General features: G+C 70.1%; 25 protein-coding genes. 5 read left to right on the plus strand and 20 right to left on the minus strand.

The genetic code is table 11. From position 1 onward, the window contains the following. The first annotated feature begins 54 nt into the window (after positions 1-54). Positions 55-996 (plus strand): RluA family pseudouridine synthase, encoded by a 942-nt coding sequence (locus tag ACFXBC_RS13415; RefSeq protein WP_385022938.1) that lies wholly within the window; start codon positions 55-57, stop codon positions 994-996. A gap of 76 nt (positions 997-1072) precedes the next feature. Here the strand turns inward: ACFXBC_RS13415 and ACFXBC_RS13420 are convergent, their stop codons facing one another. The 12 genes from ACFXBC_RS13420 to ACFXBC_RS13475 all read right to left on the minus strand — a co-directional run bounded on the left by ACFXBC_RS13420 (position 1073) and on the right by ACFXBC_RS13475 (position 13209). Then, on the minus strand, positions 1073-3901 hold the full coding sequence (locus ACFXBC_RS13420) for a DEAD/DEAH box helicase (protein ID WP_385022940.1): 2829 nt from the start codon (positions 3899-3901) through the stop codon (positions 1073-1075). A gap of 58 nt (positions 3902-3959) precedes the next feature. Continuing rightward, entirely contained in the window at positions 3960-4934 is a 975-nt protein-coding gene (locus tag ACFXBC_RS13425) for a diacylglycerol kinase (protein WP_385022942.1), read from the minus strand. A gap of 17 nt (positions 4935-4951) precedes the next feature. Continuing rightward, entirely contained in the window at positions 4952-5914 is a 963-nt protein-coding gene (gene tatC / locus ACFXBC_RS13430) for a twin-arginine translocase subunit TatC (protein WP_385022944.1), read from the minus strand. 61 nt (positions 5915-5975) lie between these two features. After that, a complete protein-coding gene (gene tatA, locus ACFXBC_RS13435) occupies positions 5976-6257 on the minus strand; it encodes a Sec-independent protein translocase subunit TatA (RefSeq protein ID WP_164263878.1) in 282 nt (93 codons plus the stop codon). Positions 6258-6467: 210 nt separating this feature from the next. Next, entirely contained in the window at positions 6468-6665 is a 198-nt protein-coding gene (locus ACFXBC_RS13440; protein WP_385022946.1) for a hypothetical protein, read from the minus strand. After that, positions 6650-6928 (minus strand): hypothetical protein, encoded by a 279-nt coding sequence (locus tag ACFXBC_RS13445; RefSeq protein ID WP_385023051.1) that lies wholly within the window; start codon positions 6926-6928, stop codon positions 6650-6652. The genes ACFXBC_RS13440 and ACFXBC_RS13445 overlap by 16 nt, the downstream gene beginning before the upstream one ends. Before the next feature lie 5 nt (positions 6929-6933). After that, complete coding sequence (locus tag ACFXBC_RS13450) at positions 6934-7899, minus strand: helix-turn-helix transcriptional regulator (RefSeq protein ID WP_385022948.1); 966 nt, start codon at positions 7897-7899, stop codon at positions 6934-6936. A 7-nt stretch (positions 7900-7906) separates the two neighbouring features. Next, positions 7907-8851 (minus strand): helix-turn-helix transcriptional regulator, encoded by a 945-nt coding sequence (locus ACFXBC_RS13455; protein ID WP_385022950.1) that lies wholly within the window; start codon positions 8849-8851, stop codon positions 7907-7909. Positions 8852-9024: 173 nt separating this feature from the next. Further along, entirely contained in the window at positions 9025-9396 is a 372-nt protein-coding gene (locus ACFXBC_RS13460; RefSeq protein ID WP_385022952.1) for an FKBP-type peptidyl-prolyl cis-trans isomerase, read from the minus strand. Between the two features lie 42 nt (positions 9397-9438). Further along, complete coding sequence (locus ACFXBC_RS13465) at positions 9439-10443, minus strand: FKBP-type peptidyl-prolyl cis-trans isomerase (protein ID WP_385022954.1); 1005 nt, start codon at positions 10441-10443, stop codon at positions 9439-9441. Positions 10444-10578: 135 nt separating this feature from the next. Then, on the minus strand, positions 10579-11940 hold the full coding sequence (gene pafA, locus ACFXBC_RS13470; RefSeq protein WP_385022956.1) for a Pup--protein ligase: 1362 nt from the start codon (positions 11938-11940) through the stop codon (positions 10579-10581). Positions 11941-11949: 9 nt separating this feature from the next. After that, positions 11950-13209, minus strand: a complete 1260-nt coding sequence (locus tag ACFXBC_RS13475) for an MFS transporter (RefSeq protein WP_385022958.1) — start codon at positions 13207-13209, stop codon at positions 11950-11952. A 79-nt stretch (positions 13210-13288) separates the two neighbouring features. Here ACFXBC_RS13475 and ACFXBC_RS13480 point away from each other — a divergent pair, with 79 nt between their 5' ends. Continuing rightward, positions 13289-14383 (plus strand): LacI family DNA-binding transcriptional regulator, encoded by a 1095-nt coding sequence (locus ACFXBC_RS13480; protein ID WP_385022960.1) that lies wholly within the window; start codon positions 13289-13291, stop codon positions 14381-14383. Between the two features lie 166 nt (positions 14384-14549). On the opposite strand, the gene prcA is transcribed toward ACFXBC_RS13480, so the two are convergent. From prcA to arc, 5 genes are all read right to left on the minus strand, one after another. Further along, positions 14550-15299, minus strand: a complete 750-nt coding sequence (gene prcA / locus ACFXBC_RS13485) for a proteasome subunit alpha (protein WP_385022962.1) — start codon at positions 15297-15299, stop codon at positions 14550-14552. Positions 15300-15345: 46 nt separating this feature from the next. Beyond that, a complete protein-coding gene (prcB, locus tag ACFXBC_RS13490; RefSeq protein WP_385022964.1) occupies positions 15346-16191 on the minus strand; it encodes a proteasome subunit beta in 846 nt (281 codons plus the stop codon). A 147-nt stretch (positions 16192-16338) separates the two neighbouring features. Next, positions 16339-16557 (minus strand): ubiquitin-like protein Pup, encoded by a 219-nt coding sequence (locus tag ACFXBC_RS13495; RefSeq protein ID WP_385022966.1) that lies wholly within the window; start codon positions 16555-16557, stop codon positions 16339-16341. A 213-nt stretch (positions 16558-16770) separates the two neighbouring features. Next, positions 16771-18282 (minus strand): depupylase/deamidase Dop, encoded by a 1512-nt coding sequence (gene dop, locus ACFXBC_RS13500; protein WP_385022968.1) that lies wholly within the window; start codon positions 18280-18282, stop codon positions 16771-16773. Positions 18283-18517: 235 nt separating this feature from the next. Continuing rightward, positions 18518-20284 carry a proteasome ATPase gene (arc, locus tag ACFXBC_RS13505; RefSeq protein ID WP_385022970.1) on the minus strand — a complete coding sequence of 589 codons (1767 nt, stop codon included), beginning with the start codon at positions 20282-20284 and terminating at the stop codon, positions 18518-18520. A gap of 241 nt (positions 20285-20525) precedes the next feature. On the opposite strand from arc, the gene ACFXBC_RS13510 reads away from it, so the two are divergent. Next, complete coding sequence (locus tag ACFXBC_RS13510; protein WP_385022972.1) at positions 20526-20837, plus strand: ferredoxin; 312 nt, start codon at positions 20526-20528, stop codon at positions 20835-20837. Between the two features lie 39 nt (positions 20838-20876). Here the strand turns inward: ACFXBC_RS13510 and ACFXBC_RS13515 are convergent, their stop codons facing one another. The 3 genes from ACFXBC_RS13515 to ACFXBC_RS13525 all read right to left on the minus strand — a co-directional run bounded on the left by ACFXBC_RS13515 (position 20877) and on the right by ACFXBC_RS13525 (position 23853). Then, positions 20877-21464 carry a hypothetical protein gene (locus tag ACFXBC_RS13515; protein ID WP_385022974.1) on the minus strand — a complete coding sequence of 196 codons (588 nt, stop codon included), beginning with the start codon at positions 21462-21464 and terminating at the stop codon, positions 20877-20879. A 166-nt stretch (positions 21465-21630) separates the two neighbouring features. Next, entirely contained in the window at positions 21631-22596 is a 966-nt protein-coding gene (locus ACFXBC_RS13520) for a tRNA (adenine-N1)-methyltransferase (RefSeq protein ID WP_385022976.1), read from the minus strand. 18 nt (positions 22597-22614) lie between these two features. Further along, complete coding sequence (locus ACFXBC_RS13525; protein WP_385022978.1) at positions 22615-23853, minus strand: site-2 protease family protein; 1239 nt, start codon at positions 23851-23853, stop codon at positions 22615-22617. Between the two features lie 153 nt (positions 23854-24006). Here ACFXBC_RS13525 and ACFXBC_RS13530 point away from each other — a divergent pair, with 153 nt between their 5' ends. Both ACFXBC_RS13530 and ACFXBC_RS13535 read left to right on the plus strand, forming a co-directional pair. Next, positions 24007-24909: a RecB family exonuclease gene (locus ACFXBC_RS13530; RefSeq protein ID WP_385022980.1), complete on the plus strand. Its 903-nt coding sequence runs from the start codon at positions 24007-24009 to the stop codon at positions 24907-24909. A gap of 118 nt (positions 24910-25027) precedes the next feature. Beyond that, on the plus strand, positions 25028-25702 hold the full coding sequence (locus ACFXBC_RS13535; protein WP_385022982.1) for a response regulator: 675 nt from the start codon (positions 25028-25030) through the stop codon (positions 25700-25702). Positions 25703-25771 lie beyond the last annotated feature (69 nt).

The following is a 25771-nucleotide window of genomic DNA, read 5'->3' on the forward strand; positions in this document are numbered from 1 at the left end:
CTCCGGCCCCGGACGGTTCGCCCTGCGGGCCGTCGCTCGTACCCTTGAGCCACGATGAGACGCAAGACCGCCCGGCTCCCGGGCCCCCTGCCCCAGCGCGAAGGCATCGACGCGGTGCGACTGCGCCTTCCCGTGGACGGCTCGTGGGCCACGATCGGGGAGCACCTTGCGGAGCGGCTGCCGGGTGGCGCCGCCGAGGTCGACGCCATGCTGCGCAGGGGCGCGTTCGTCGGCGTGGACGGGCCGGTCCTGGCCGACACCCCTTATCTGCCCGGGGGTTCGGTCTGGTTCCACCGGGACTTCCCCGCCGAGGTGCGCGTGCCGTTCGCCATCGGTGTGCGCTACCGCGACGAGCACATCGTCGTCGCCGACAAACCGCACTTCCTGGCCACCACCCCGCGGGGCCGGCACATCACCCAGACCGCGCTGGCCCGGCTGCGCACCGAGCTGGAGCTGCCCGCGCTGAGCCCCGCCCACCGGCTGGACCGGCTGACCGCGGGTCTGGTGCTCTTCTCCGTACGGCCCGGGGAGCGCGGCGCGTACCAGACGCTGTTCCGGGACCGGAAGGTGCACAAGGAGTACGAGGCCGTCGCCCCCTACCGGTCCGGCCTCGGCCTGCCGCGCGTCTCCCGTAGCCGCATCGAGAAGGTGCCGGGGATCGTCGCCGCTTTCGAGACACCCGGTGAGCCGAACAGCGAGACCCGCATCGAGCGGACCGGCCGCAAGGGGGATCTCGCCCGCTACCGGCTCACCCCCGTCACCGGCCGCACGCACCAGCTGCGGGTCCATATGAACGCGCTGGGCGTACCGCTGCTCGGCGACCCGTTCTTCCCTGTCGTCACCGACCCGGCCCCGGACGACTTCCGCAGGCCGCTGCAACTGCTGGCCCGCGTCCTGGAGTTCACCGACCCGGTCACCGGCGCCGAGCACCGCTTCGAGAGCGGCCGCTCGCTCCTGGCCTGGACGTCGTACGACACCTGGGCGGCGGACGGCTGAGCGCGTACGTACGGGCCCCCGCCCGTCCCCGCCGGAGCAGTCCGGCGGAGGCCCCTACCGCGCTTCGCGCGCCCGGTCAGCCGACTGAGCTGTACGCCACCACGCCGCGCCGCACCGCGTCGACCGCCTTGCGGGCGTTGCGCGAGACCGTGCTGTTCTCGCCGGGGGCCGCCGCCGCGATCTGGCCCAGTACGTCGATGACCTGCTTGCACCAGCGCACGAAGTCACCGGCCGGCATCTCGGCGTCGCGCAGCACCTCGTCCAGGCCCCGTCCGGAGGCCCACTGGTACGCCGCCCAGGCGAAGCCGAGATCGGGCTCGCGCTGGCCGACGCCCTCCGTCTGGTTGATCTTGAAGTCCTCCTCCAGGGCGTCCAGCCTGCCCCAGATCCGGACCATCTCGCCCAGCGCGGTCTTCGCCGCACCCGAGGGGACCTTGGGTGTGACCGCGTCGTCGGCCTGTCGTGCCTCGAAGACCAGCGCGGAGACGCACGCCGCCAGTTCGGCCGGGTTGAGCCCCTCCCAGACGCCCTCGCGCAGACACTCCGACGCCAGCAGGTCCAGCTCGCCGTAGAGCCGGGCGAGCCGCTTGCCGTGCACGGTCGACTCGTCGCCCCGCAGATAGTCCAGCTCGGTCAGCAGGGCGTAGATCCGGTCGAAGGTGCGGGCGATGGTGTTGGTCCGGCCCTCGATCCGGCGCTCCAGCTGGCGGGTGTCACGCTGCAGCCGGTAGTAGCGCTCGGCCCAGCGGGCGTGGTCCTCGCGCTCGTCGCAGCCGTGGCAGGGGTGGGCGCGCAGCTCGGTGCGCAGCCGGGCGATCTCCCGGTCGTCGGCGGCGGCCGCACGGGGCTTGCGGTGCCGTTCGGGCACGATGTGCCCGGCCTTGCTCCGCAGCGCTGAGGCCAGATCACGCCGGGACTGCGGCGACTTCGCGTTGAACGACTTCGGGATCCGCATCCGGTCCAGCGCCTCGACAGGCACCGGGAAGTCGATCGAGGCGAGCCGCTTGACCTGCCGCTCGGCGGTGAGCACCAGCGGCCGGGGGCCGTCGTACGCCTCGAAACCCCGGTGCCCGTTGGCCCGGCCCGCGGGCAGCCCCGGGTCGATGACCAGGGCCAGACCCGCGAACTTGCCGGTCGGCACATGGATGACATCGCCGGGCCTGAGCTTCTCCAGGGCGTCGGCGGCAGCGGCCCGCCGCTGCACGGCCCCCTGCTTGGCCAGCTCGGTCTCACGGTCCTTGAGGTCGCGGCGCAGCCGCGCGTACTCCTCGAAGTCCCCGAGGTGACAGGTCATCCCCTCGCGGTAACCGGCGATGCCCTCCTCGTTCTTCTGCACCTGCTTGGAGATCCCGACGACCGACTTGTCCGCCTGGAACTGCGCGAAGGACGTTTCGAGCAGCTCACGTGAGCGGTGCCGGCCGAACTGCTGCACCAGGTTCACGGCCATGTTGTACGAGGGCCGGAAGCTGGAGCGCAGCGGATAGGTACGGGTACCGGCGAGACCGGCGAGCGCGCCCGGGTCCATGGCACGCTGCCAGAGCACCACGGCGTGGCCCTCGACGTCGATACCGCGCCGCCCGGCCCGGCCGGTCAGCTGGGTGTACTCGCCGGGGGTGATGTCGGCGTGCTGCTCGCCGTTCCACTTGACGAGCTTCTCCAGGACCACCGAGCGGGCGGGCATGTTGATGCCGAGTGCCAGGGTCTCGGTCGCGAACACGGCCTTCACGAGGCCGCGTACGAAGAGCTCCTCGACGACCTCCTTGAAGGTCGGCAGCATCCCCGCGTGGTGCGCGGCGATACCGCGCTCCAGACCTTCCAGCCACTCGTAGTAACCGAGGACGTGCAGATCCTCGCGCGGGATGGACGCGGTGCGCTCCTCGACGATCTCGCGCACCGTCTGACGGGCCTCTTCGGAGTTGAGCCGCAGCCCCGCGTAGAGACACTGCTGGACCGCGGCCTCGCAGCCGGCCCTGCTGAAGATGAAGGTGATGGCGGGCAGCAGCCCCTCGGCGTCGAGCCGGGCGATGACCTCGGCCCTGCTGGGCGTCCAGATCCGGCTGCGGGAGCGCCGCTCGCGCTCGCGGTCCGCCTCGCGCACCATCCTGCCGCGGCGGCGGTCGCGCGGGTTGTACGTGCGCTGGTTCTCCTGGCGGGCCATCCGCAGCAGGTCGGGGTTGACCTCGCGCTTGGCGCCGCCGCGGCCGCCGTGGTCCGTCGACTCCTCGAAGAGGTCGTACATCCGGCGCCCGGCGAGCACGTGCTGCCAGAGCGGGACGGGCCGGTGCTCGGAGACGATCACCTCGGTGTCGCCGCGGACGGTGTCCAGCCAGTCACCGAACTCCTCCGCGTTGGACACGGTCGCCGAGAGCGACACCAGGGTCACCGATTCCGGCAGATGGATGATCACCTCCTCCCACACGGCGCCGCGGAAGCGGTCGGAGAGGTAGTGCACCTCGTCCATGACCACATAGCCGAGCCCGAGGAGCGCCTGCGAGCCCGCGTACAGCATGTTCCGCAGGACCTCGGTGGTCATGACGACCACCGGGGCGTCCGCGTTCACACTGTTGTCGCCGGTGAGCAGGCCGACCTTGTCCGCCCCGTAACGCTTGGCGAGATCGGCGTACTTCTGGTTCGAGAGCGCCTTGATCGGGGTGGTGTAGAAGCATTTGCGGCCCTGCGCCAGGGCCAGGTGCACGGCGAACTCGCCGACGATCGTCTTGCCCGAGCCGGTGGGCGCCGCGACGAGCACACCCTTGCCCGCCTCCAGGGCCCGGCACGCCTCGATCTGGAACGGATCGAGAGCGAAGTCGTACATGCGGCGGAAGGGGGCCAGCGCGGTGGCCTCTTCGACAGCGCGGGTGCGGGCGGCTGCATAACGCTCAGCGGGCGAAAGGTCCTCGGTCATCTTGTCTTCGAGCCTACCCGCCGCCTCCGACAGTCAGCGCGATCTTTATTTCAGCATTTCAACAGCCGATGACCCGGACCGCGCGCTCCACGCACTCGGCGGTCAGCGGCAGCGGGCCCAGCGGTTCGCCGTCCGCGTACCCCGTGACCCCGGCGGCCGTCAGCTCGACCCGGCGCGCCCGGTACGAGGTGACGGCGGGGTGGCCGAGGTGGGTGCCCCGGTAGACCTTGGGGAAGACCCTGACCAGGGTGGTACGGGAGCAGGCGCCGACCACCGTGATGTCGAGGAGGCCGTCGTCCAGCTCGGCGTCCGCGCAGATCCGCATGCCCCCGCCGTACGACGGCCCGTTGCCGACGGCGACGAGTGTCGCCTCGATCTCGCGCGCCGGTCCCCCGTCCAGCGCCAGCCGGTACGGGACCGGACGGAAGGCGGCCAGTTCGGCGACCATCGCCAGGTCGTACTTCAGCCGGCCGGACGGCCAGCGCATCCGGTTGCCGCGGTCATTGACCCGCGAGTCGAATCCGGCGGCGAGCACGCTCCCGAACCAGCGTTCCGCGGGCCGCACGGGTGCGGCGCCGCCCGGGTCCGCGCCGCCGGGCGCGTGCGCCCCGCCGGCCGTTCCGGCACCCGGCCCCGGCACGACCCGGCCCAGGTCGATCTCCCTGATGTCCCCGCTCTTGAGCGCTCCGGCCACCGAGCGGCCCGCGGCGGCCGGGTCCCGTACCGGCAGCCCCAGCCCGCGCGCGAAGTCGTTGCCGGTGCCGACGGCCACCACCCCCAGCGGGGTGGGCGTACCGGCGACAGCCTGGAGGGCGAGGCTGATCATGCCGTCCCCGCCGACGGCTATGAGCGCGCCCGTCCCGCCCCGGACGGCATCCCGGGCCCGGCGCAGCGCGTCGGGCGCGTCGCTGCCGAGCACCGTGCGTACGGAGAAACCTGCGTCCCGCAACGCGGAGGCGGCCGGCTGCGCGGCGTGCGCGCCCCGGCCGCGTCCGGCGGTGGGATTGACGAAGAGGGTGATCTCGCTGGTCACCCGCCGGACCCTACCGGTCAGGTCACATCGTCGTAACCGCCGAGACCACTGGGCCTCGACCCGTCCGTCTCGCCGCCCGTCTGCTCCGGAACCCTGGACGCGGGCACGGTCTCGACCTCCCCTATGGCCTCCGGGGTGAGGTCGATGTCGGACGCCTCGTCGTCGTCCGGGCCGGCTGCGGCGCGCTGCGCCTTGCGGCGGTCGTTCATCAGCGAGATGACGGTGGCGAAGCCGTACAGCACCCAGATCGGTCCGGCGAGGGCCAGCATGCTCAGCGGGTCGGTGCTGGGCGTGGCGACCGCGGCGAAGACCGTGATGCCCATGATCATGCCGCGCCACCAGCCGGCCATCCGCTTGCCGGTGATGATCCCGACGAAGTTCAGCATGACGAGCAGCAGCGGCAGCTCGAAGGAGAGCCCGAAGACGACCACCATCCGGGTGATCAGATCGAGCAGGTCGTCGAGAGGCAGCTGGTTGTCGATGTGGCTCGGGGAGAGCTGGAGCAGAACCTTCGCCATCGTGGGGAGCGTCTCGTACGCGAAGAAGGCGCCCGCCAGGAAGAGCGGGAAGCCCGCAGCCACGAAGCCGACGGTGTACTTGCGCTCGTGCTTGTGCAGCCCCGGCGCGATGAAGGCCCACAGCTGGTAGAGCCAGATCGGCGAGGAGAGCACCACACCGGCCATCAGGGAGACCTTGAGGGCGAGGGTGAACGGCGTGAGCAGACCGTTCAGAACGATCCGGGCGCAGGTCCCGTCCCGCTGGTGGGCGAGTTCCGCGAAGCTCGTCTCGCACCCCACCGCGTGCAGCACCGGGTTGGTGAAGAATTCAATGATGTCTCGGTAGAAGAAGGCAGCCGCGATCGTGACGACGACGATCCCCAGCAGCCCTTTCGCCAGCCGGTTGCGCAGCTCACGCAGATGCTCCACGAGGGGCATGCGCCCGTCGGGATCCTTCTCCACTTTGCGGGCAGACACGAGCAACCCACGTCCTCATCTGTGCGGCGGGCAGCCGCTCACCGCGGTGCCCGCTCCGGCCCGGTTGTCAGCGCTTGGTCGAGTCCGAAGGCTCGGTCACGGGACGGGCGCTGGTCACGTCTCCCGGAGCGGCCTGGATCGTGCGCGGGACGTCGGCCTGGGGGTCCTGCGGCGGGTCTGCCGGAGCGGTCTGCTGACCCTCCGACTTCATCGCCTTGGCCTCGCTCTTGAGGATGCGGGCGGACTTGCCCAGCGAACGGGCCATGTCCGGAAGCTTCTTCGCGCCGAACAGCAGGACGATGACGACGAGGATCAGGATGATCTCGGGGGCGCCGAGCCTTCCGAACATAAGCTGTACCTTCTCACCGAGGCGGCTGGGGTGGGGCTGCCCGAGCGATCGGACAGGCGTCCGGTCGTCGTGCTGGCAGCGATCGTAACCCGCGGGGGTAAACGCAGGGCAATGCCTGTGCAGACTCACGCTTGCGGCCCGCGCCTCGCTCCCGGGCCCGCGATCAGCAGCGTACCGCCCGAAACGGCCCGGCAGCAGAGCCGAGCGCCTCTAGCGCAAACTTTCACCGCTCCGTGCGAGCCCGGTGGCCGCGCGCTCCAAGCCCTCCGCGGCCTGGCCGATCTGCTGTGTGGCGCGCGCCACTTGGCTGCCGAGGCGCTGCGCCTCGACAAAAACCCTGAGGGCGAGCACACCGAGTACGACGATTCCGATGAACCCCAGAACGATCGCGGTCATCGGCCAGAACATGGGGACCCCTGGACGGTGGAGTGGAGGCGCAGCGTCCGGACGCCGCCGCCGGTGAGGAGTTCGACAATCCGCTCACCGGCCGGTTTGCGGACCGGCACACCGCAGTCGGGGCAGGTGAAGGAGTAGAAGGTGGTACGCCGACTGGCCCCTATCGCCAGCCGGAGCGCACCGGCGGCCAGCTCGAACCGGCTGCGGCAGTCCGGGCACGCGGCCCGGAAGACGACCGGGCCCATATGCGCCGAGAATCCGGACATCACCGACATACCACTCAACCCCTCTCCTCCTGTACGTCGTAGGCGGCGAGCGCCTCCCGGGCCGCGAGCCGTGCGCTGTCCGCCAGATCGTCCGGCGAGACGATCCGCCCGTCCCGGCCGAGCCGCAGGGCGAGCCTGCGCAGCGAGGCCGGGTCGGGGGTGCGCAGCGTGATGCGCAGCCCGCCATCGGCCAGTTCCTCCGCGCTGTCGTGCGGGTAGTACTCGGCGACCCAGCGGCCACCGGGACCGACCTCCACCACCACCTCCGGGTCCTCGGCCGCCGGCTGGACGAGCCCCGCCGACAGGTCACGCAGCTCCAGCTCCGGCGGCGCGGACGGCTCGTCCAGCAGCCGGATCTCGGCGACCCGGTCCAGCCGGAAGGTGCGCCGGGCCTCGGAGAGGTAGCACCAGGCCTCCATGTACGTGTGACCGACCGCGAACAGCCGGATCGGGTCGACCTCACGCTCGGTCAGCTCGTCGCGCGCCGGTGAGTAGTACCGCAGCCAGAGCCTGCGCCGCTCCGAGATGGCCCGGTCGGCGTCGGCGAAGACCCCGCCCTCGGACTCGAAGGTCACCGAGAGCCGGGAGCTGGCTCCCGCCGCCTCACCGGCCGCGGCCTCCAGCTTCGCGGTGGCCCGCAGCAGCGCCTGCCGGTCGCCCTCACGGAGCCCCGGCAGGGTCGCCACGGCGCGCGCGGCCACCAGCAGGGCCGTGGCCTCGTCGGCGGCGAGCCGCAGCGGCGCTGCGACGTCATCGGCGTTGTGCCACCAGATGGACTCGCCGTCGGTGTCGATGTCCAGCAGGTCGCCGCCGCGGAAGCTCGTCCCGCACATGGGCAGCACATCCAGGTCCGAGATCAGCTCGTCCTCGGTGATACCGAAGGCGCGCGCCACATCCCCGACACGGGCGCCGGGACGCTCGCGGAGATACGTCACGAGGGACAGCATCCGGCGGGTCTGGTCGATCGCGTTCGTCGCCACGTGCTCCTCAGTCCTTGGCCACGGCGCGCAGCCGGTCCACCACATCGGCCCGCAGGTCCGCGGGGTCCAGCACGATCACGTCGGGGCCGAACTCCACCAGCCAGGCGTCCAGCCCGTGTCCGTACGGAATCTCCAACTCGTCCCACCCGTCGCCGAGTTCCCGTACGGCGGTGGCGCGTGAGCGCAGCGGGTATCCGGCGCCCGAGCGCAGCCGGATCCGGGCGCTGCGGGTCGCGGTCTCACCGGCCCAGGTCTCCACGGTCTCGCGTACGGTCACCACGTCCGGCACCGGGGCCGTGAACGCACCGGTCCTGGAACGGACCCGGCCGGTGATGCGGGAGAGCCGGAACACCCGCTCGGCGCCGCGCTCACGGTCCCAGCCCGCGAGGTACCAGTGGCCGTGCCAGCACTCCAGCGTCCAGGGCTCGACCTGACGGGCCTCCGGGCGGGCCGCGTTGGCCTTGCGGTAGTCGAAGACGACGGGCCTGCGGTCACGGCAGGCCAGCATCAGCGGCTCGAAGGCGGCCTCGTGCACCGGGATGCGCGGTTCCAGCGCGCCGTACGGCTCCTCGGCCTCGGGCATGCCGGCGGCCCGCAGCTTCTGCAGCGCACCACTGGCGGCGCCTGCCAGCCGGGCCTGCTGCCAGACCTTGGCGGCCAGCCCGAGCGCCGCTGCCTCCTCGGCGTCGAGAGCGACCGGCGGAAGCCTGTTGCTGTCTCGGCGGGCGAGATATCCGGCGTCCCCGTCGAGGCTCTCGACCGTCTCGATGACCAGGCCGAGTTCCCGCAGATCGTCCTTGTCCCGCTCGAACATCCGGTTGAAGGACTCGTCCGAACCCGCTTCCAGATACGCCTCGATGGACCCCCGCAGTTCTCGCTTGCTCAGGGGCCGCCTGGTTCCGAGCAGGCACAGTGCCAGATTCATGAGCCGCTCGGCCTTGGCAATCGCCATCGACGCCCTCTCTGGAGTCCGGGAGTGTCCGCCGGGGGCGGTCCCCCGGGAAGAACACAGCACGGGGAACGCGGGACGTTCCACGACCGCCGACCGTACCGCTCCGCGGTCCCGGGTCAAAAGCCGAGGGTCCATGCCGGCTGGCATGGACCCTCGGAAACGATCACTTCCGGTCAGACAGCGACCAGGTCACAGACGAAGATCAGCGTCTCGCCCGGCTTGATACGGCCACCGGCGCCGCGGTCGCCGTACGCGAGGTGCGCCGGGATGGTCAGCTGGCGGCGTCCGCCGACCTTCATGCCCTGGACACCCTGGTCCCAGCCGGAAATAACCTGGCCGACGCCGAGCTGGAACTCCAGCGGGGTGCCGCGGTTCCAGCTCGCGTCGAACTCCTCACCGGTGGAGAAGGCCACACCCACGTAGTGGACCTTGACCTTGTCCCCGGCCTTGGCGACGGCGCCGTCGCCCTCCCAGATCTCCTTGATCTCCAGGTCGGCCGGCGGCTCGCCGCCCGGGAAGTCGATCTCGGGCTTGTCGATGCTCACGTAACTGCTCCTACTTCTTGGTGCTGGGCAACCGGGACAGTCTTACATTGCCGCCAGAATGTCGACGACGAAGACCAGGGTCGACTTGGCCGGCAGGGTGGCGCCCTGGGCCTTGTCGCCGTACGCCAGCTCCGGCGGGATCACCAGCATGACCCGGCTGCCGACCTTCTTGCCGACGAGTCCCTGGTCCCAGCCCTTGATGACCGCGCCCTGGCCGATGGCCGTCTGGAACGGCGTGCCGGTCTTCCATGACGAGTCGAACAGAGTCGCGGACGCCTTGCCCTCATTGGGCTTCCAGGCGGCACCGCTGTACTGCATGTAGACGGTCTGGCCCTTCTTGACCGTGGCGCCCTTGCCCTGGATCAGCACCTTGTCGACCAGCTTCTTCGGCGGGTCGCTCTTCGGTACGGAGATGGTGGCCGGCGCTTCCTTGTCCGCCTTGATCTGCGGCAGGTCGGACGAGGTGGGGGCCTGGGTGCCCTCGACCTTCTTCGGGATCACCTTCTTGATGTCGAGGGCGAAGATCAGGGTGTCCTTGCCGGTGACGCCGAGCTGCTGCTGGCCCTGGCTGCCGAAGGCCGCGTTGGGCGGGGCGACGACCAGGACGCGGCTGCCGATCTTCTTGCCGGTGACGGCGTCGGCGAAGGCCGGGATGATCGTCTTGGAGCCGGCGGTGATGAGCTGCGGGGCGCCGCCCTTGTCGAACGAGCTGCCGATGTCCTTGCCGCTCTTCCAGACCTTGCCGGTGAAGTCGGCCATCACCAGGTCGTTCTTCTTGACCACGGGGCCGCTGCCATCGGAGAGGGTGTGGATGACGAACTTGCCGCTCGGATCCTTCTTGGGGACCGTGATGGACGCCTTCTTGCCGGTGCCGCCCGCGACCGTCGGCATGGGGGACGCCGAATCGACGGGCTTGGGCACGGCCGTCGACGCGGCCTTGTCGGGCGATGATGAGGACGAGGCGTCCGACTTCTTGGAATCCTCACCTCCGCAGGCGGTCAGCACCAGGGCCGGCACGATGAGCAAGGCAGCAAAACGGCGTCGCACAGTGGTCCTCGGGGTAGTGGGGGTGTCAGTGGCCGCCACTCTAGACTCCTCGTCCCCCATGTGGGCCTACGGCATGCGCGAGGGCCCCGCGCGCTGCTGTGCGCGGGGCCCTCGTGCGACCGGGGTGAGGACCGGTCACATCCCGGCGATCAGCTTCTCCACCCGGTCGTCGACCGACCGGAAGGGGTCCTTGCAGAGCACGGTGCGCTGCGCCTGGTCGTTGAGCTTGAGATGGACCCAGTCGACGGTGAAGTCCCTGCGCTGTTCCTGCGCGCGGCGGATGAAGTCGCCGCGCAGCCGCGCCCTGGTGGTCTGCGGGGGCACCGACTTGCCCTCGAAGATCCGCAGGTCGTCGCAGACGCGTGCGGCCTGTCCGCGCTTCTCCAGCAGGTAGTAGAGACCGCGCCTGCGGTGGATGTCGTGGTAGGCGAGGTCTATCTGGGCGACCCGCGGATTCGACATGGTCATGTTGTGCTTGTCCCGGTACCGCTCGATGAGCTTGTACTTCATCACCCAGTCGATCTCGGTGTCGATCCTGTCGAGGTCCTCCTCCTCGATGGCGTCGAGGGTGCGGCCCCAGAGCTCCAGAACCCTTTCGACCTGGCCGGTACGGATACCGCGGCGGTCCACGAAGTCCACGGCCTTCTCGTAGTACTCGCGCTGTACTTCGAGCGCCGAAGCCTCCCGCCCGCTGGCGAGACGCACCTTGCGCTGGCCCGTCGTGTCGTGGCTGACCTCGCGGATGGCCCTGATCGGGTTCTCCAGCGTCAGATCACGCATCACCGTGCCCGCTTCGATCATGCGCAGGACGAGGTCGGTCGCGCCGACCTTGAGCAGCATGGTCGTCTCGGACATGTTCGAGTCACCGACGATGACATGCAGTCTGCGGTAGCGCTCGGCGTCCGCGTGCGGCTCGTCGCGGGTGTTGATGATGGGACGGGAACGGGTGGTCGCGGAGCTGACGCCCTCCCAGATGTGCTCGGCCCGCTGGCTCACGCAGAAGACCGCTCCGCGCGGGGTCTGCAGCACCTTTCCGGCGCCACAGAGCAATTGGCGGGTGACGAGGAAGGGGATGAGAATGTCCGCGAGCCGCGAGAACTCCCCGTGGCGGGCGACGAGATAGTTCTCGTGGCAGCCGTAGGAGTTTCCCGCCGAATCGGTGTTGTTCTTGAAGAGATAGACGTCGCCCGCGATTCCCTCCTCGTGCAGGCGGCGTTCGGCGTCGACGAGCAGGCCTTCGAGAATGCGCTCGCCCGCCTTGTCGTGCGTGACCAGTTCGGTCACGTTGTCGCACTCGGGGGTTGCGTATTCCGGATGCGATCCCACGTCGAGGTAGAGGCGGGCGCCGTTCCGCAGGAAGACGTTGCTGCTGCGGCCCCATGACACAACACGGCGGAAGAGGTAGCGCGCCACTTCGTCAGGGGACAGACGGCGCTGTCCTCTGAATGTGCACGTGACGCCGTACTCGTTCTCCAGCCCGAAAATGCGGCGGTCCATGACTGAACATTACGCCTGATGGCCTGTCCTGAAACCGGGTTCGACGGCCCCGTTCCGATCATTTTCGGAACCGGCCACGACGGAACCGGTACCGCCGGGAGCTGCGAGGACCCGCTGAGTGGCCAGCAGGACGAGCAGCGCGGCGATCCCCCCGCCCGCCGCGGCGGCGAACCCGGCGGGTGCGCCGCCCGCCTCGACGGCCGGTCCCGCGACGGCGGTGCCCAGCGCCGCGCCGACACCGAAGGTCGTCACCAGCCAGGAGAACGCCTCGGTGACCGTGCCGCGCGGGGCGTGCCGGTCGACGACGATGAAGGCGCAGGCGATGGCCGGGGCGAGGAAGACACCGGCCACCGTCGTCAGCACGGACATCGCGGCCACGCCCGGCACCAGCATCAGCGGCAGATAACAGAGGGCCAGGGCGCCGACGATGACGCGCAGCCGCCGCTCGGCGGCGCCCTGCCACTGCCGTGCGCCGTAGACCAGCCCGCCGACCAGCGCGCCGAGGCCGATCGCCGCCATCAGTACGCCGTACGTCGGGTCGCCGCCGTGCCCGTCGGAGTAGGCGATCGCGGCGACGGTGATCGAGCCGAGCGCCAGGCCGACGAAGAAGAAGGCCCCGAGGAGGGCGAGCAGTCCGGGCGAGCGCAGCGCGCCCAGCCAGTGGGCCTCCCGGGGCGCGGACCGCCAGCTGCGCGAGGGCTCCGACACGGCGACGGAGAGGGCCCCGAGCACCCCGAGGGCGTTGACGGCCACCAGCGCGGTCGCCGCCGACCACAGCGAGACCGCCAGGGTGACGAGCAGCGGGCCGACCGTGAACATGACCTCCTGGGCCACCGCATCCATCGCGTACGCGGCGTGCACCCGGTCCTCGCGCTCCAGGACGCTGGGCCACAGGGCGCGCAGCCCGCCCTCCAGGGGCGGTGTGAAGAGGCCGGCGACGAGCATCGCGATGACGGCGAGAGCGAGCGGACCGGTGCCGACGACGGCGAAGAGCACCATGCCGAGGGCCGACACCAGGGCCGAAGGCAGCATCACCCTGGGCTGTCCGTACAGGTCGACGGCGCGGCCGAGCAGCGGCTGGCCGACCGCGGTGGCCAGTCCGTAGACGGCGGAGAGCGCCCCGGCGAGTGAGTAGCTGCCGCCTTCGGCGCGGACGAAGAGCACGACGGCGATGGCGGCTGTCGCGTTCGGCAGCCGGCCCACCAGTGTGCCGGTGAGCAGCCGCTTCACATGCCTGGTGCCGAAGAGTTCCGCGTATCCCGCGGCCATGTCCGCCCCTTGTCTTCCGGTCCCGGGCCTTCCGGCCCCGGCCCGAGTGTTACGTATAACGTGCCGGGTCATACGTACCATGTGCGCAGACCGCGAGTCCAGATGGCCGCGGCCGGGAGCAGGCCGGACGGAGGCCCGAGTGGACACCCGAGCGACGAGCCAGGAACCAGCGGTTCCGGCCCGCCCCACCAGCCGTGATGTGGCGCGCGCGGCAGGTGTCTCGCAGGCCACCGTGTCGCTGGTGCTCGGCGAAAAGTGGCGCGGGCGGGTCTCCGAGCGCACCGCCGGTCTGGTCCGCGAGGCGGCCCGCCGGCTCGGCTACCGGCCGAACCTCGCCGCCCGCGATCTGCGGCTGGGCAGGACCAGGACCGTGCTGCTGGTCGTGCCCGCGCTGACCACCGAGTTCTTCGCCCGCGTCTACACGGGCGCCGCGGCGGAGGCCGCCGAGCACGGTTTCGGGGTGGTGCTCTACCCCTCCCCCGAAGGCGTGGGGCCGGCCCGCGATCCCTTCGGGTCCGCGCGGACCGCGCTGGACGGGGTCATCGCCTCATCGATGGCTGTCGGGGCGCTCGCCGCGATCCAGGAGTCCGGTCTGCCGCTGGTGATGCTGGACAGCGATCCGGACCAGCCGGGGGCGGCGGCCCATGTGAACCTGGACATCGCGGACGGGATGCGTCAGGTGACGGGCCATCTGCTGGCGCTGGGCCACCGCAGCTTCGTCCATCTCGCACCGGCGGTCGACTCCTGGACCTTCGACGTCCGGGCCGCCGCCCTCCGCTCCGCCCTGCACGGGGCGGAGGTGCGCACGGTCACCGCCCCGCTCGCGGTGGACGCCGCACGGCGGGCGGCGGAAGAGGCGCTCAGCGGTCCCGGTCCCCGGCCGACCGCGGTGATCTGCGACGACGACATCCTGGCCGCGGGGGCCTGCAAGGCGGCCCGGCGGCTCGGACTGCGGGTGCCCGAGGACCTCTCGGTCACCGGCTTCGACGATCTGGCCCTCGCGACCGCGATCGAACCCGAGCTGACGACCGTGGCCCTGCCGGCCGAGCAGATCGGGCAGCGCGGTATGGCGGCCCTGCTCGCCGTCCTCGACGGCCGCCGCCCGGAGGGCGGTGATCTGCCGGTGAACCTGCTCGTACGCGGCTCGACGGGCCGGGCGGCAGACCCGGCCTGACTGCTCCGGGCTGACCGGACCGGGCTGACACGACCCGGACTGACGGCTCTGGATCGACCGGACCCGCCCGCCCAACCCCACCCTGCGCCACGCGGCTCCCCGCATGTGTGCCCCGGGCCGCACAGACGGCGGTCCGGGGCACGGACGGAACGGGTGGCGGGCGGGGTTACTCGTCCTCGTCCGACGGTGCGTCGTCCGTCTCGGCGGCCGATGCGCCGTCCTCGTCGAGCAGCCTGGCGAGCCGGCGGCCGACGATGCGCTTGAACTTGCGCTGCTGCGGCCGGGTCCGGTCAAGGACCGCCACCTCAAGACGTTCGGCGGGGATCTCCCGCTCGCCGCCGTTGGTGTCGCGGGAGAGCGCCTGCACGGCCAGCTTCAGCGCTTCGGCGAGTGTCATCCCCTCGCGGTGCTGCTGGTCCAGGAAGGTGCTGATCGTCTCGGCGTTTCCGCCGACCGCGACCGAACCGTGCTCGTCGACGATCGATCCGTCGTGCGGCAGCCGGTAGATCTGGTCGCCGTCCGGCTCGGTCCCGACCTCGGCGACGACCAGCTCCACCTCGTACGGCTTCTCGGCCGCACTGGAGAAGATCGTGCCAAGCGTCTGCGCGTAGACATTCGCCAGACCACGGGCCGTCACATCGTCACGGTCGTAGGTGTAGCCGCGCAGATCCGCGTAGCGCACACCGCCGATCCGCAGATTCTCGTATTCGTTGTACTTGCCGGCGGCCGCGAAGCCGATCCGGTCGTAGATCTCGCTGAACTTGTGCAGCGCGCGGGACGGGTTCTCGCCGACGAAGACGATGCCGTCGGCGTATTGCAGCACGACCAGGCTGCGACCACGGGCGATGCCCTTCCGGGCGTACTCCGCCCGGTCGGCCATCGCCTGCTGGGGTGAGACATAGAACGGGGTCGACACCGGCTATCCGTCCCTTTCTGTCAGTGACGAGTGCATCGGAAGGGCCTCAGAGCAGCTCGGCGCGCGGGCCGTCGGGCTGTTCGAGACGCCGCGCCAGAATCGAACGGGCGAGCTCGGAGCCCTCCTCATCGGTCAGCCTGCGGCAGCCCTCGTCCGTGATGACGGTGACGATCGGATAGATCCGGCGGCCCACGTCGGGTCCGCCGGTGGCCGAGTCGTCGTCGGCCGCGTCGTACAGGGCCTGTACGACCAGGGTGGTGGCCTGCTGCTCCGTCAGGTCGTCGCGGTAGAGCTTCTTCATCGAGCCCCGGGCGAAGATCGAGCCGGAGCCCGTGGAGGCGTACCCCTGCTCCTCGGAGCGGCCGCCCGTGACGTCGTAGGAGAAGATGCGGCCCTTCTCGCGGTCGACGTCGTAGCCGGCGAAGAGCGGGACCACGGCGAGGCCCTGCATGGCCATGGAGAGATTGCCGCGGATCATCGTGGAGAGCCGGTTGGCCTTGCCCTCCAGGGAGAGGGTGGTGCCCTCGACCTTCTCGAAGTGCTCCAGTTCGAGCTGGAACAGCTTCACCATCTCGACGGCGAGGCCGGCCGTCCCGGCGATCCCGACCGCCGAGTACTCATCGGCAGGGAAGACCTTTTCGATGTCGCGCTGGGCGATCATGTTCCCCATGGTCGCGCGCCGGTCCCCGGCGAGCACGACCCCGCCGGGGAAGGTCACGGCGACGATGGTCGTCCCGTGCGGCGCCTCGACCGGCCCCTGGGTGGGCGGCAGCGACCGCCTGCCCGGCAGGATTTCCGGCGAGTGGTCGGACAGGAAGTCCATGAACGAGGAGGATCCCGGCGTCAGGAAAGCGGCCGGCAGACGCCCGGTGCTACGAGGGTTGGCTTCCACGCGTTTCCTTCCGGATGGGCGGCGGCCCGCCTTCTGGAGGCCGGGCCGATCTTGCGGACTGTGAACGGACCTTACCCGTGCCCGCGCCGGTCATCCGTCCCGGTGCGGACGGCTTCCGCCGACCGCACCGATCACGGACAACAGGGGCTACTCGCCGCCCTTTTGGACGAATGACCGAACGAAGTCCTCGGCGTTCTCCTCCAGTACGTCGTCGATCTCGTCCAGAACGGAGTCGACGTCGTCCGAGAGCTTCTCCTGGCGCTCCTTGAGGTCCTCGGATTCCTGCGCCTCGGGCGCCTGCTCCTCGGTCTCCTCGGTGGAGCGCGTCGCCTTCTGCTGCCCGCCGCCGGTGTCCTTGGTCGCCATCTACCTCACCCCGCTCGGTTCGATGTTGCTGAGGTTGAAACGTTGAAACAGAAACAGCTGTGCCGACCGGAACGGACTGGATCGGACCGGTCCGGTCCGGTCAGAAGCGGATCGGACCCGCTTGATCAGACACTACAAGCGGGGTCCGACATTGGCCCCGCACTTTCCTCAACGTCCGGGACCTACTCCGATGATTCCCACCAGCGGGGCTTTTCAGCCGCCCTGCAACACCCGGACCAGGTCTTCCGCCGTACGGCACCGGTCGAGCAGTTCCTTGACGTGGTCACGGGTCCCGCGCAGCGGCTCAAGTGTGGGCACCCGCTGCAGTGAGTCGTGGCCCGGCAGGTCGAAGATCACGGAGTCCCAGGAGGCCGCGGCGACGTCGTCCGCGTACTGTTCGAGACAGCGGCCGCGGAAATAGGCCCTGGTGTCCTCCGGCGGGTTCCCCGCGGCCCGTACGACATCGGCCTCGTCCAGCAGCCGCTTCATCTTCCCGCGGGCCGCCAGACGGTTGTACAGCCCCTTGTCGGGCCGTACGTCCGCGTACTGCAGATCCACCAGATGGAGCCTGGCCGCGTCCCAGTCGACGCCGTCCCGGCGGCGGTAGCCCTCCAGGATCTCCTTCTTCGTGATCCAGTCGAGCTCCCCCGACAGGCTCATCGGGTTGTTCTCCAGCCGGTTCAGCACATCCTCCCAGCGGCCCAGGACATCCCTGGTCTGCTCGTCGGCATCGACGCCGTACCGCTCCTCCACATATTTGCGGGCCAGCTCGAAGTACTCCATCTGGAGCTGTACGGCCGTGAGGGTGCGGCCGCTGCGCAGCGTGATCAGCTGCTGGAGCCCCGGGTCGTGCGAGACCTGGTGGAGCGTGCGCACCGGCTGGTCGACGGCGAGGTCCACATTGATGAACCCGTCCTCGATCATCGCGAGCACCAGGGATGTCGTACCCAGCTTGAGGTAGGTCGAGATCTCCGAGAGGTTGGCATCGCCGATGATCACATGCAGGCGGCGGTACTTCTCGGCGTCCGAGTGGGGTTCGTCCCGGGTGTTGATGATCGGGCGCTTGAGCGTGGTCTCCAGGCCGACCTCGACCTCGAAGTAGTCCGCGCGCTGGCTGATCTGGAAGCCGTGCTCATGGCCGTCCTGGCCGATCCCGACCCGGCCGGCCCCGGTCACCACCTGGCGGGAGACGAAGAAGGGGGTCAGATGGCGCACGATGTCCGCGAAGGGGGTCTCCCGCTTCATCAGGTAGTTCTCGTGCGTCCCGTACGAGGCGCCCTTGTTGTCGGTGTTGTTCTTGTACAGGAGGATCGGCTGCGCGCCCGGGATCTCGGCCGCCCGCTCGGCGGCCTCCGCCATGATCCGCTCGCCCGCCTTGTCCCAGAGGACGGCATCGCGCGGACTGGTGATCTCCGGGGAGCTGTACTCGGGGTGGGCGTGGTCGACGTAGAGGCGTGCCCCGTTGGTGAGGATCACATTGGCCAGGCCGATGTCCTCGTCGGTCAGCTGGCTGGTGTCCGCGGTCTCCCGGGCGAGGTCGAAGCCTCGCGCGTCCCGCAGCGGGTTCTCCTCCTCGAAGTCCCAGCGGGCGCGGCGCGCCCGGTGCATCGCCGCCGCGTAGGCGTTGACGATCTGGGACGAGGTGAGCATGGCATTGGCGTTCGGGTGGCCCGGGACGGAGATGCCGTACTCCGTCTCGATGCCCATTACCCGCCGTACGGTCATGCGGCCCTCCTTGCCCGGCAGCGCCCCTCGGGGGAACGCCGCTCAAGTACCGCTGCTTCTCCGGCGCGAGCGCGGTCGCCCTTCCCGGCACTGCGCGAATCGGTGATACCGAAGAGCCTAGAACGCCGTGGCGCCGCTGGGGAGATCATTACAGGCATTGCTGTCCTTGCGGCCGAAGGCCGGAAAACACGGCGGCTGCGGGGGCCCGCCGGGGGACCCGCAGCCGCCCTGTCCTTTACAGGTACTGACCGGTGTTCGCCACCGTGTCGATCGACCGCCCGGTGTCCGCGCCCTGCTTTCCGGTGACGAGGGTGCGGATGAACACGATCCGCTCGCCCTTCTTGCCGGAGATACGGGCCCAGTCGTCCGGGTTGGTGGTGTTCGGCAGGTCCTCGTTCTCCTTGAACTCGTCCACGCACGCCTGGAGGAGGTGGGAGACCCGCAGACCCTTCTGTCCCTGGTCGAGGAAGGCCTTGATGGCCATCTTCTTGGCCCGGTCGACGATGTTCTGGATCATCGCGCCGGAGTTGAAGTCCTTGAAGTACAGGACTTCCTTGTCACCGTTGGCGTACGTGACTTCGAGGAAGCGGTTCTCCTCGGACTCGGTGTACATCCGCTCCACGACGGACTGGATCATGGCACTGACCGCGGCGTCGGGGTTCTCCCGGTGCTCGGCCAGGTCGTCCGTGTGCAGCGGCAGCGACGACCGCAGGTACTTGGCGAAGATGTCCTTCGCCGCCTCCGCGTCCGGACGCTCGATCTTGATCTTGACGTCGAGCCGGCCCGGCCGCAGGATCGCCGGGTCGATCATGTCCTCGCGGTTGGAGGCACCAATGACGATGACGTTCTCCAGGCCCTCCACACCGTCGATCTCGGCGAGCAACTGCGGGACGATGGTGTTCTCCACGTCCGAGCTGACGCCCGATCCACGGGTGCGGAAGAGGGATTCCATCTCGTCGAAGAAGACGATGACGGGGGTGCCCTCGCTCGCCTTCTCCCGGGCGCGCTGGAAGACCAGACGGATGTGCCGCTCGGTCTCACCGACGTACTTGTTGAGGAGCTCGGGACCCTTGATGTTGAGGAAGTAGCTCTTCCCCGCGGGCCGGCCGGTGACCTCGGCGACCTTCTTGGCAAGGGAGTTGGCTACCGCCTTGGCAATGAGGGTCTTGCCGCAGCCGGGCGGGCCGTAGAGCAGGATGCCCTTCGGCGGCCGCAGCTCGTGCTCCTTGAAGAGGTCGGGGTGGAGGTACGGGAGCTCGACCGCGTCGCGGATCAGCTCGATCTGGTCGCCCAGGCCGCCGATCTTGTCGTAGTCGATGTCCGGGACCTCTTCGAGGACGAGCTCCTCGACCTCGCTCTTCGGCACCACTTCATAGACGTAACCGGACCGGGAGTCGAGCAGCAGGGCGTCGCCGGGGCGGATGGTGATGTCCAGGAGAGGCTCGGCGAGCCGCACCACCCGCTCCTCGTCGGTGTGCCCGATCACCAGGGCGCGCTCGCCGTCCTCAAGGATCTCCTTGAGGGTGACGATGTCCCCGGCGCGCTCGAATTCCATGGCCTCGACCACGTTCAGCGCTTCGTTGAGCATGACTTCCTGGCCGCGCCTGAGCTCTTCGAGCTCGACGCTGGGACTCACGTTCACCCGGAGCTTGCGGCCCCCGGTGAAGATGTCGCAGGTCCCGTCCTCGTTGGCCTGCAGGAAGACGCCGAAGCCGGCCGGCGGCTGTGCGAGCCGGTCGACCTCCTCCTTGAGAGCCACGATCTGGTCGCGGGCCTCACGGAGTGTGTTGGCGAGCCGCTCGTTCTGCGCGGACACGCCTGCCAGGTTGGTCTGCAGCTCGACGATCCGCTCTTCGAGAATCCTCGTATGACGCGGAGAGTCGGCGAGCTTGCGGCGCAGGACGGCGATCTCCTGCTCAAGATAGGCAACCTGGCCGGCGGGGTCCTCTGACCCTCGCGCGGGCCGGGTGCCGCGGTTGATGTCGTCGTCGTGGGCTGCCACGGTCCTCACCTCCTCCAAGGGGAGCTGGACGCTTCCTGACCCTACCTGGGCGGCTGGTGATTGAAACCCCTAGATCACAAAGACCGTCGGGGTGTGTCTGATCTTCACCCTTGCGTACTCCCTCACGGCTTGGGAATACCCACCCAACAACATCGGAAAGCAGCCGGTTGTATCGTCGAAGTGTTCAACACCCGTCAGGGCTGGCTTCAATTGGTTCAACCGCGCAGGATCGGCAGGAGAAATGACCGTGCAGGACGAGGCTCCCACCAGCGACGGCGCACAGGCGCTGGAGGTCTGGATCGACCAGGATCTCTGCACCGGGGACGGCATCTGCGCCCAGTACGCGCCCGAGGTCTTCGAGCTGGACATCGACGGGCTGGCGTATGTGAAGAGCGCCGACGACGAACTGCTCCAGTCGGTCGGCGCCACAACGCCCGTGCCGCTGCCGCTCCTCCAGGACGTGGTGGACTCGGCGAAGGAGTGCCCGGGCGACTGCATCCACGTACGGCGTGTCTCGGACAGCGTCGAGGTCTACGGCCCGGACGCCGAGTAACACGTCACTCCCCCGGGCGTCCGCGGCCGGAATCCGCCGTCATACGCTCCGCGCCTGGGACGGCACCGAGCGTATGAACTTGCCGCCCTGCCAGCGCCACTTGGCCTGCTGGCGCACATCCGGCTGCCAGCGCGGTACATCGGGCGACGAGTACCCGAGGAGGGTCGCGGTCACCGCGCCGTCCCGTACGGCGAGGGCGTCCACGCTCTGCTGGCGCGCCGGGTCGACCAGGGTCGCGACAACCCGGGGCCTGCCGTTACCGCTGCCGGCCCGGGTGAGTACGTAGATCCCGCTGGGCGGCGTGCCCGACCCGGCGTCGCACCGCACCGCGGCCACTGTTTCGGGGCTGCCGTCCCCGTCGAGATCGCCGGACGCCTTCCTCGTGACCGTGGTCCCGGTCCCTCCGCACTTCAGCGGGAAGGTGACGGCGGCCGGGTCGGGGGCGGCCACCCGGGTGCGGGCCGGTGCGCCGCCGGGCTGGGACGCCGTGGCCGGACCGGGCGTGAGGAGGCCCGCCAGGGCGACGACGCCGGCCATCGCGGTGGCCGTGGCCAGCCAGTGGACCGGGTTGGTCCTGGTGTGCGCGAGGTCCGGGAGTACGAGGTCCGGGAGCGCGGAGGGCTGCACGCGAGAGGTCTCCTGTGGGGCTGTGCCGACGAAGGGGTGGCCAGAATAGTGCCATACGTCACAGGGGATCGGAACGCCGGGGTCCGTAAGTTCAACGTAAAGACGCCACCGCGGAGTTCCCCGATGTGCTGGGGGAACTCCGCGGTGGCGCCGGTGCGTTGAGGGGTCAGACGGTCTCGTCGGGCCCGGTGGAGGGGTCGGAGGCGGCTCCGGCGGAGTCGGTCTCGGTCGCGGCCTTCGGCTGGGCGCTCTTCCCGGGACCGCTGTAGTCCTCGCCGTACGCGCCCTTGGAGGGACGGCGGCGGCGCATCGGGGCCTCCACACCGTCGGCGAGGCGGCGGGCGGTGACGAGGAAGCCGGTGTGGCCGATCATCCGGTGGTCGGGGCGGACGGCCAGGCCCTCGACGTGCCAGTTGCGCACCATGGACTCCCAGGGCTGCGGCTCGGCGAAGCAGCCGATCTCCCTGATCGACTCGACGGTGCGCGAGAGCTGGGTGGTGGTGGCCACGTAGCAGCAGAGGATCCCGCCGGGGACGAGTGCCTTGGAGACGGCGTCCAGGCACTCCCAGGGAGCGAGCATGTCCAGCACCACACGGTCGACGTCCGTGTCGGAGAGGTTGTCCTGGAGGTCGCCGACGGTGAGCTGCCAGGCGGGGTGCGGTCCGCCGAAGTAGCGCTCCACGTTCTGTGTGGCGATCTCCGCGAAGTCCTCACGGCGCTCGTACGAGTGCAGCATCCCCTGCTCGCCGATGGCGCGCAGCAGGAAGCTGCTGAGCGCGCCGGACCCCACACCTGCCTCGACGACGCGGGCGCCGGGGAAGATGTCCCCGAAGGCCAGGATCTGACCCGCGTCCTTGGGGTAGACCACGGCTGCGCCGCGGGGCATGGACAGGACGAAGTCGGGGAGCAGGGGGCGCAGCGCGAGGTAGGCGACGTTCCCCGTGGTACGGACAACACTGCCCTCGGGGGCACCGATCAGCTCGTCGTGCGGGAAAGAACCCTTGTGGGTGTGGAAGTTCTTCCCTGCTTCGAGCGTGAAGGTGTGGTGGCGTCCCTTGGGGTCGGTGAGCTGGACCTGGTCCCCGACTTTGAAGGGCCCACGTCGGCGGGCGGCACCGGTCGGTTCGGACATACGAGCAGACTACCGGCCTCAGGAACCGGGTCGCGCCATGGCCTGGACGAATGCCCGTTCGACGTCGGCGGTGGAGAGGACTCCGTAGATCGCGCCGCTCTCCTCGACCACCAGGTACTCGGTGGCCGGGCTGGCCCGCAGCTTGTCGAGGAGCGCCTCGCCCGCCAGCTCGGCGGGGACCCGCATCCCCTCGGTGAGGTCCTGGGCGAGGCCGCTCACCGCGACCCAGGGGCGCCGGTGCTCCGGAACCCCGACGATGGCGGCCTCCCTGACCAGGGCGGTCGGGTCGCCCTGGCTGTCCACGACGACCAGGGCGCGGGCGCCGGCGTCGTTGGCCCTGCGCAGCGCCTCGGAGAGCGGTGTCGTGGTCTCCACGGGGACGGCCCGCCGGGTGAGCGTACGGGCCCTCAGCTCCGGGAGGTGTTCGCGCAGTCTGGCCATCCGCAGGCTGTTGCCCGCGCCGGTCCAGATGATCGCGGCGAGGATCGCGGCGAGCAGGGCGTCCATGACCGTCTCCATGCCGCCCACGTCGGCGTCGGAGCCGGTGTGGGTGAGCAGCGGGAGCCCGATCAGGACCGAGACGGCGAGCGCCCGGCCGAACCAGGCAGCGGCGACGGTGCCGCTCATCGGGCTGCCGGTGATCTTCCAGACGACCGCGCGGAGCATCCGGCCGCCGTCCAGCGGCAGGCCGGGCAGCAGGTTGAAGACCGCCACGATCAGGTTGGAGATCATCAGTCCGGCCAGCAGGACTCCGGGGACCGTCCCGGGCTCCACGGCCTTCATCCCGAGGTAGAAGACGCCGGCGAGGACCAGCGAGAGCAGCGGGCCGACGAAGGCCAGGACGAACTCGCGCCCCGGGGTCTCGGACTCCTTCTCGATCTCCGAGACACCGCCGAAGAACTGGAGCTGGATACGGCGCACCGGGAGCTTGAACCGCAGCGCGGCCACCGTGTGGGCCAGCTCGTGCACGAGTACGGAGGCGTAGAAGGCGACCGCGAAGAAGAGGGAGACCAGATACCGGGCGTTGCCCAGCTCGGGGAGGATCCGGTCGAGCTGGCCGCCGAAGACCCAGGTGATGAGCGCTGCCACCAGGAACCAGCTGGGGGCGACATACACCGGCACACCGAAGGGGCGGCCCATCAGGATGCCGCCGCCCGGTGCGTCCCGGCGCCGCGGCTTGCCGCCATCGGGCGGGGGGCCGGAGTCCGGCCCGTCCGCGCCGGGCTGCGGGCGCCCGCTGTCGCCGCTCTTGTCCACGGTGTCCCTTCGTATCGTCTCGTATCGTCCGGAAGCCTGACGTCCGGAAGTCCGACGTCCGGACGCGTGCCGTTCGGGTGCGCGTCCCGCACCGCTGGTCTTCACCGCTTTCGGCGATGTCCTGATCATGCAGTGTGAGGTGGTCTGCCGTCGATGGTATGCGGCTCGGTGTCAGTGGCGGGCCGTAGGGTCTGGGACATGACTACCGCCCAGCAGCCCACTTCACTCTCTCCCTCGCGGGCGAGCGACTTCATGCAGTGTCCGCTGCTGTACAGGTTCCGGGTGATCGACAAGCTGCCGGAGAAGCCGAGCCCGGCGGCGACGCGCGGCACCCTGGTCCATGCGGTGCTTGAGCGGATGTTCGACGACCCGGCTGCGGAGCGGACGGTTCCGCGTGCCCGTGCGATGGTTCCCGGCCAGTGGGACAGGCTGCTCTCGTCCAGGCCGGAGCTGGGTGAGCTGTTCGCGGACGACCCGGGGGGCGAGCAGCTGGCGCAGTGGCTCTCGGAGGCCGAGTCGTTGGTGGAGCGGTGGTTCACGCTGGAGGATCCGACCCGTCTCGAACCGGCCGAGAGGGAGCTGTTCATCGAGACGGAGCTGGCGTCGGGGCTGCGGCTGCGCGGGATCATCGACCGGGTGGACGTGGCGCCGACGGGCGAGGTCAGGATCGTCGACTACAAGACCGGCAAGGCGCCCCGCCCGCAGTTCGCCGAAGGCGCCCTCTTCCAGATGAAGTTCTACGCGCTGGTCGTGTGGCGGCTGAAGGGCATCGTGCCGCGCCGGCTCCAGCTGGTGTATCTGGGCAGCGGCGAGGTCGTGACGTACGACCCGGTCGAGGGTGACCTGGAGCGGGTCGAGCGCAAGCTGCTCGCGCTGTGGGACGCGATCAGGAAGGCCACCGAGAGCGGTGACTGGCAGCCGCGGCCGACGAAGCTCTGCGGCTGGTGCGACCATCAGGCGGTCTGCCCCGAGTTCGGGGGCACCCCGCCGGTGTATCCCCTGGAGGTGGTGCGCGCGCCCGGGGCCGGAGTGTCCGGCGGGGCCGTGCTGGGGTGAGATCCGGCCGGTCCGGGGCTCGCCGCGCCTGATCCGTCCCGGACTCCCCCGGTACGCCCCACGACGTCCCGGTGGGCCGGTCAGGGCAGAATGGGGCCGGTCTAGCAAAGGAGTTCCCGTGGCGATCCGCGTCCTACTGGTCGACGACCAGCCGCTGCTGCGCACCGGTTTCCGGATGATTCTGGAGGCCGAGCAGGACCTCGCGGTGGTCGGTGAGGCCGGGGACGGCCTCCAGGCCCTCGACCAGGTCCGGGCGCTGCAGCCCGATGTGGTGCTGATGGACATCCGGATGCCCCGGATGGACGGCGTCGAGGCGACCCGCCAGATCACCGGTCCTGGCCGGGACGGTCCGGCGAAGGTCCTGGTGCTGACCACCTTCGACCTGGACGAGTACGTCGTGGAGGCCCTGCGGGCCGGCGCGAGCGGCTTCCTGCTCAAGGACGCGCCCGCCAATGAGCTGGTCCAGGCGATCCGGGTGGTGGCGGGCGGCGAGGCGATGCTGGCGCCGAGCATCACGCGCCGGCTGCTCGACAAGTACGCGGACCATCTGCCGTCCGGCGAGGAACCGGTCCCCGACACGCTGCACACGCTGACCGAGCGTGAGGTGGAGGTCCTCAAGCTGGTCGCACGGGGCCTGTCGAACGCGGAGATCGCCGCCGACCTGTTCGTCAGCGAGACCACGGTCAAGACGCATGTGGGCCACGTACTGACCAAGCTGGGGCTGCGCGACCGGGTGCAGGCCGCGGTCTACGCGTACGAGAGCGGCCTGGTACGTCCGGGGGCCCAGCCTTAGTTCCCGGGGGCCGGCCTCCGGGCCTGCCGGGGCCTCCGGGGCGCGGAGGTTCCGGACCGCGGAAGTTCC

Origin of the sequence: Streptomyces sp. NPDC059398 (assembly GCF_042751845.1) — a bacterium.
Lineage (GTDB): Bacteria > Actinomycetota > Actinomycetes > Streptomycetales > Streptomycetaceae > Streptomyces.

What these genes read in the sequence shown, in the direction of transcription:
- ACFXBC_RS13415 (WP_385022938.1), top strand. Translation starts at nt 55, where the DNA reads ATGAGACGCAAGACCGCCCGGCTCCCGGGCCCCCTGCCCCAGCGCGAA.
- ACFXBC_RS13420 (WP_385022940.1), bottom strand. Translation starts at nt 3,901, where the DNA reads ATGACCGAGGACCTTTCGCCCGCTGAGCGTTATGCAGCCGCCCGCACC.
- tatA (WP_164263878.1), bottom strand. Translation starts at nt 6,257, where the DNA reads ATGTTCGGAAGGCTCGGCGCCCCCGAGATCATCCTGATCCTCGTCGTC.
- ACFXBC_RS13440 (WP_385022946.1), bottom strand. Translation starts at nt 6,665, where the DNA reads ATGTTCTGGCCGATGACCGCGATCGTTCTGGGGTTCATCGGAATCGTC.
- ACFXBC_RS13445 (WP_385023051.1), bottom strand. Translation starts at nt 6,928, where the DNA reads ATGTCGGTGATGTCCGGATTCTCGGCGCATATGGGCCCGGTCGTCTTC.
- ACFXBC_RS13455 (WP_385022950.1), bottom strand. Translation starts at nt 8,851, where the DNA reads ATGGCGATTGCCAAGGCCGAGCGGCTCATGAATCTGGCACTGTGCCTG.
- pafA (WP_385022956.1), bottom strand. Translation starts at nt 11,940, where the DNA reads ATGGACCGCCGCATTTTCGGGCTGGAGAACGAGTACGGCGTCACGTGC.
- ACFXBC_RS13475 (WP_385022958.1), bottom strand. Translation starts at nt 13,209, where the DNA reads ATGGCCGCGGGATACGCGGAACTCTTCGGCACCAGGCATGTGAAGCGG.
- ACFXBC_RS13480 (WP_385022960.1), top strand. Translation starts at nt 13,289, where the DNA reads ATGTGCGCAGACCGCGAGTCCAGATGGCCGCGGCCGGGAGCAGGCCGG.
- ACFXBC_RS13495 (WP_385022966.1), bottom strand. Translation starts at nt 16,557, where the DNA reads ATGGCGACCAAGGACACCGGCGGCGGGCAGCAGAAGGCGACGCGCTCC.
- dop (WP_385022968.1), bottom strand. Translation starts at nt 18,282, where the DNA reads ATGACCGTACGGCGGGTAATGGGCATCGAGACGGAGTACGGCATCTCC.
- ACFXBC_RS13510 (WP_385022972.1), top strand. Translation starts at nt 20,526, where the DNA reads ATGACCGTGCAGGACGAGGCTCCCACCAGCGACGGCGCACAGGCGCTG.
- ACFXBC_RS13520 (WP_385022976.1), bottom strand. Translation starts at nt 22,596, where the DNA reads ATGTCCGAACCGACCGGTGCCGCCCGCCGACGTGGGCCCTTCAAAGTC.
- ACFXBC_RS13530 (WP_385022980.1), top strand. Translation starts at nt 24,007, where the DNA reads ATGGTATGCGGCTCGGTGTCAGTGGCGGGCCGTAGGGTCTGGGACATG.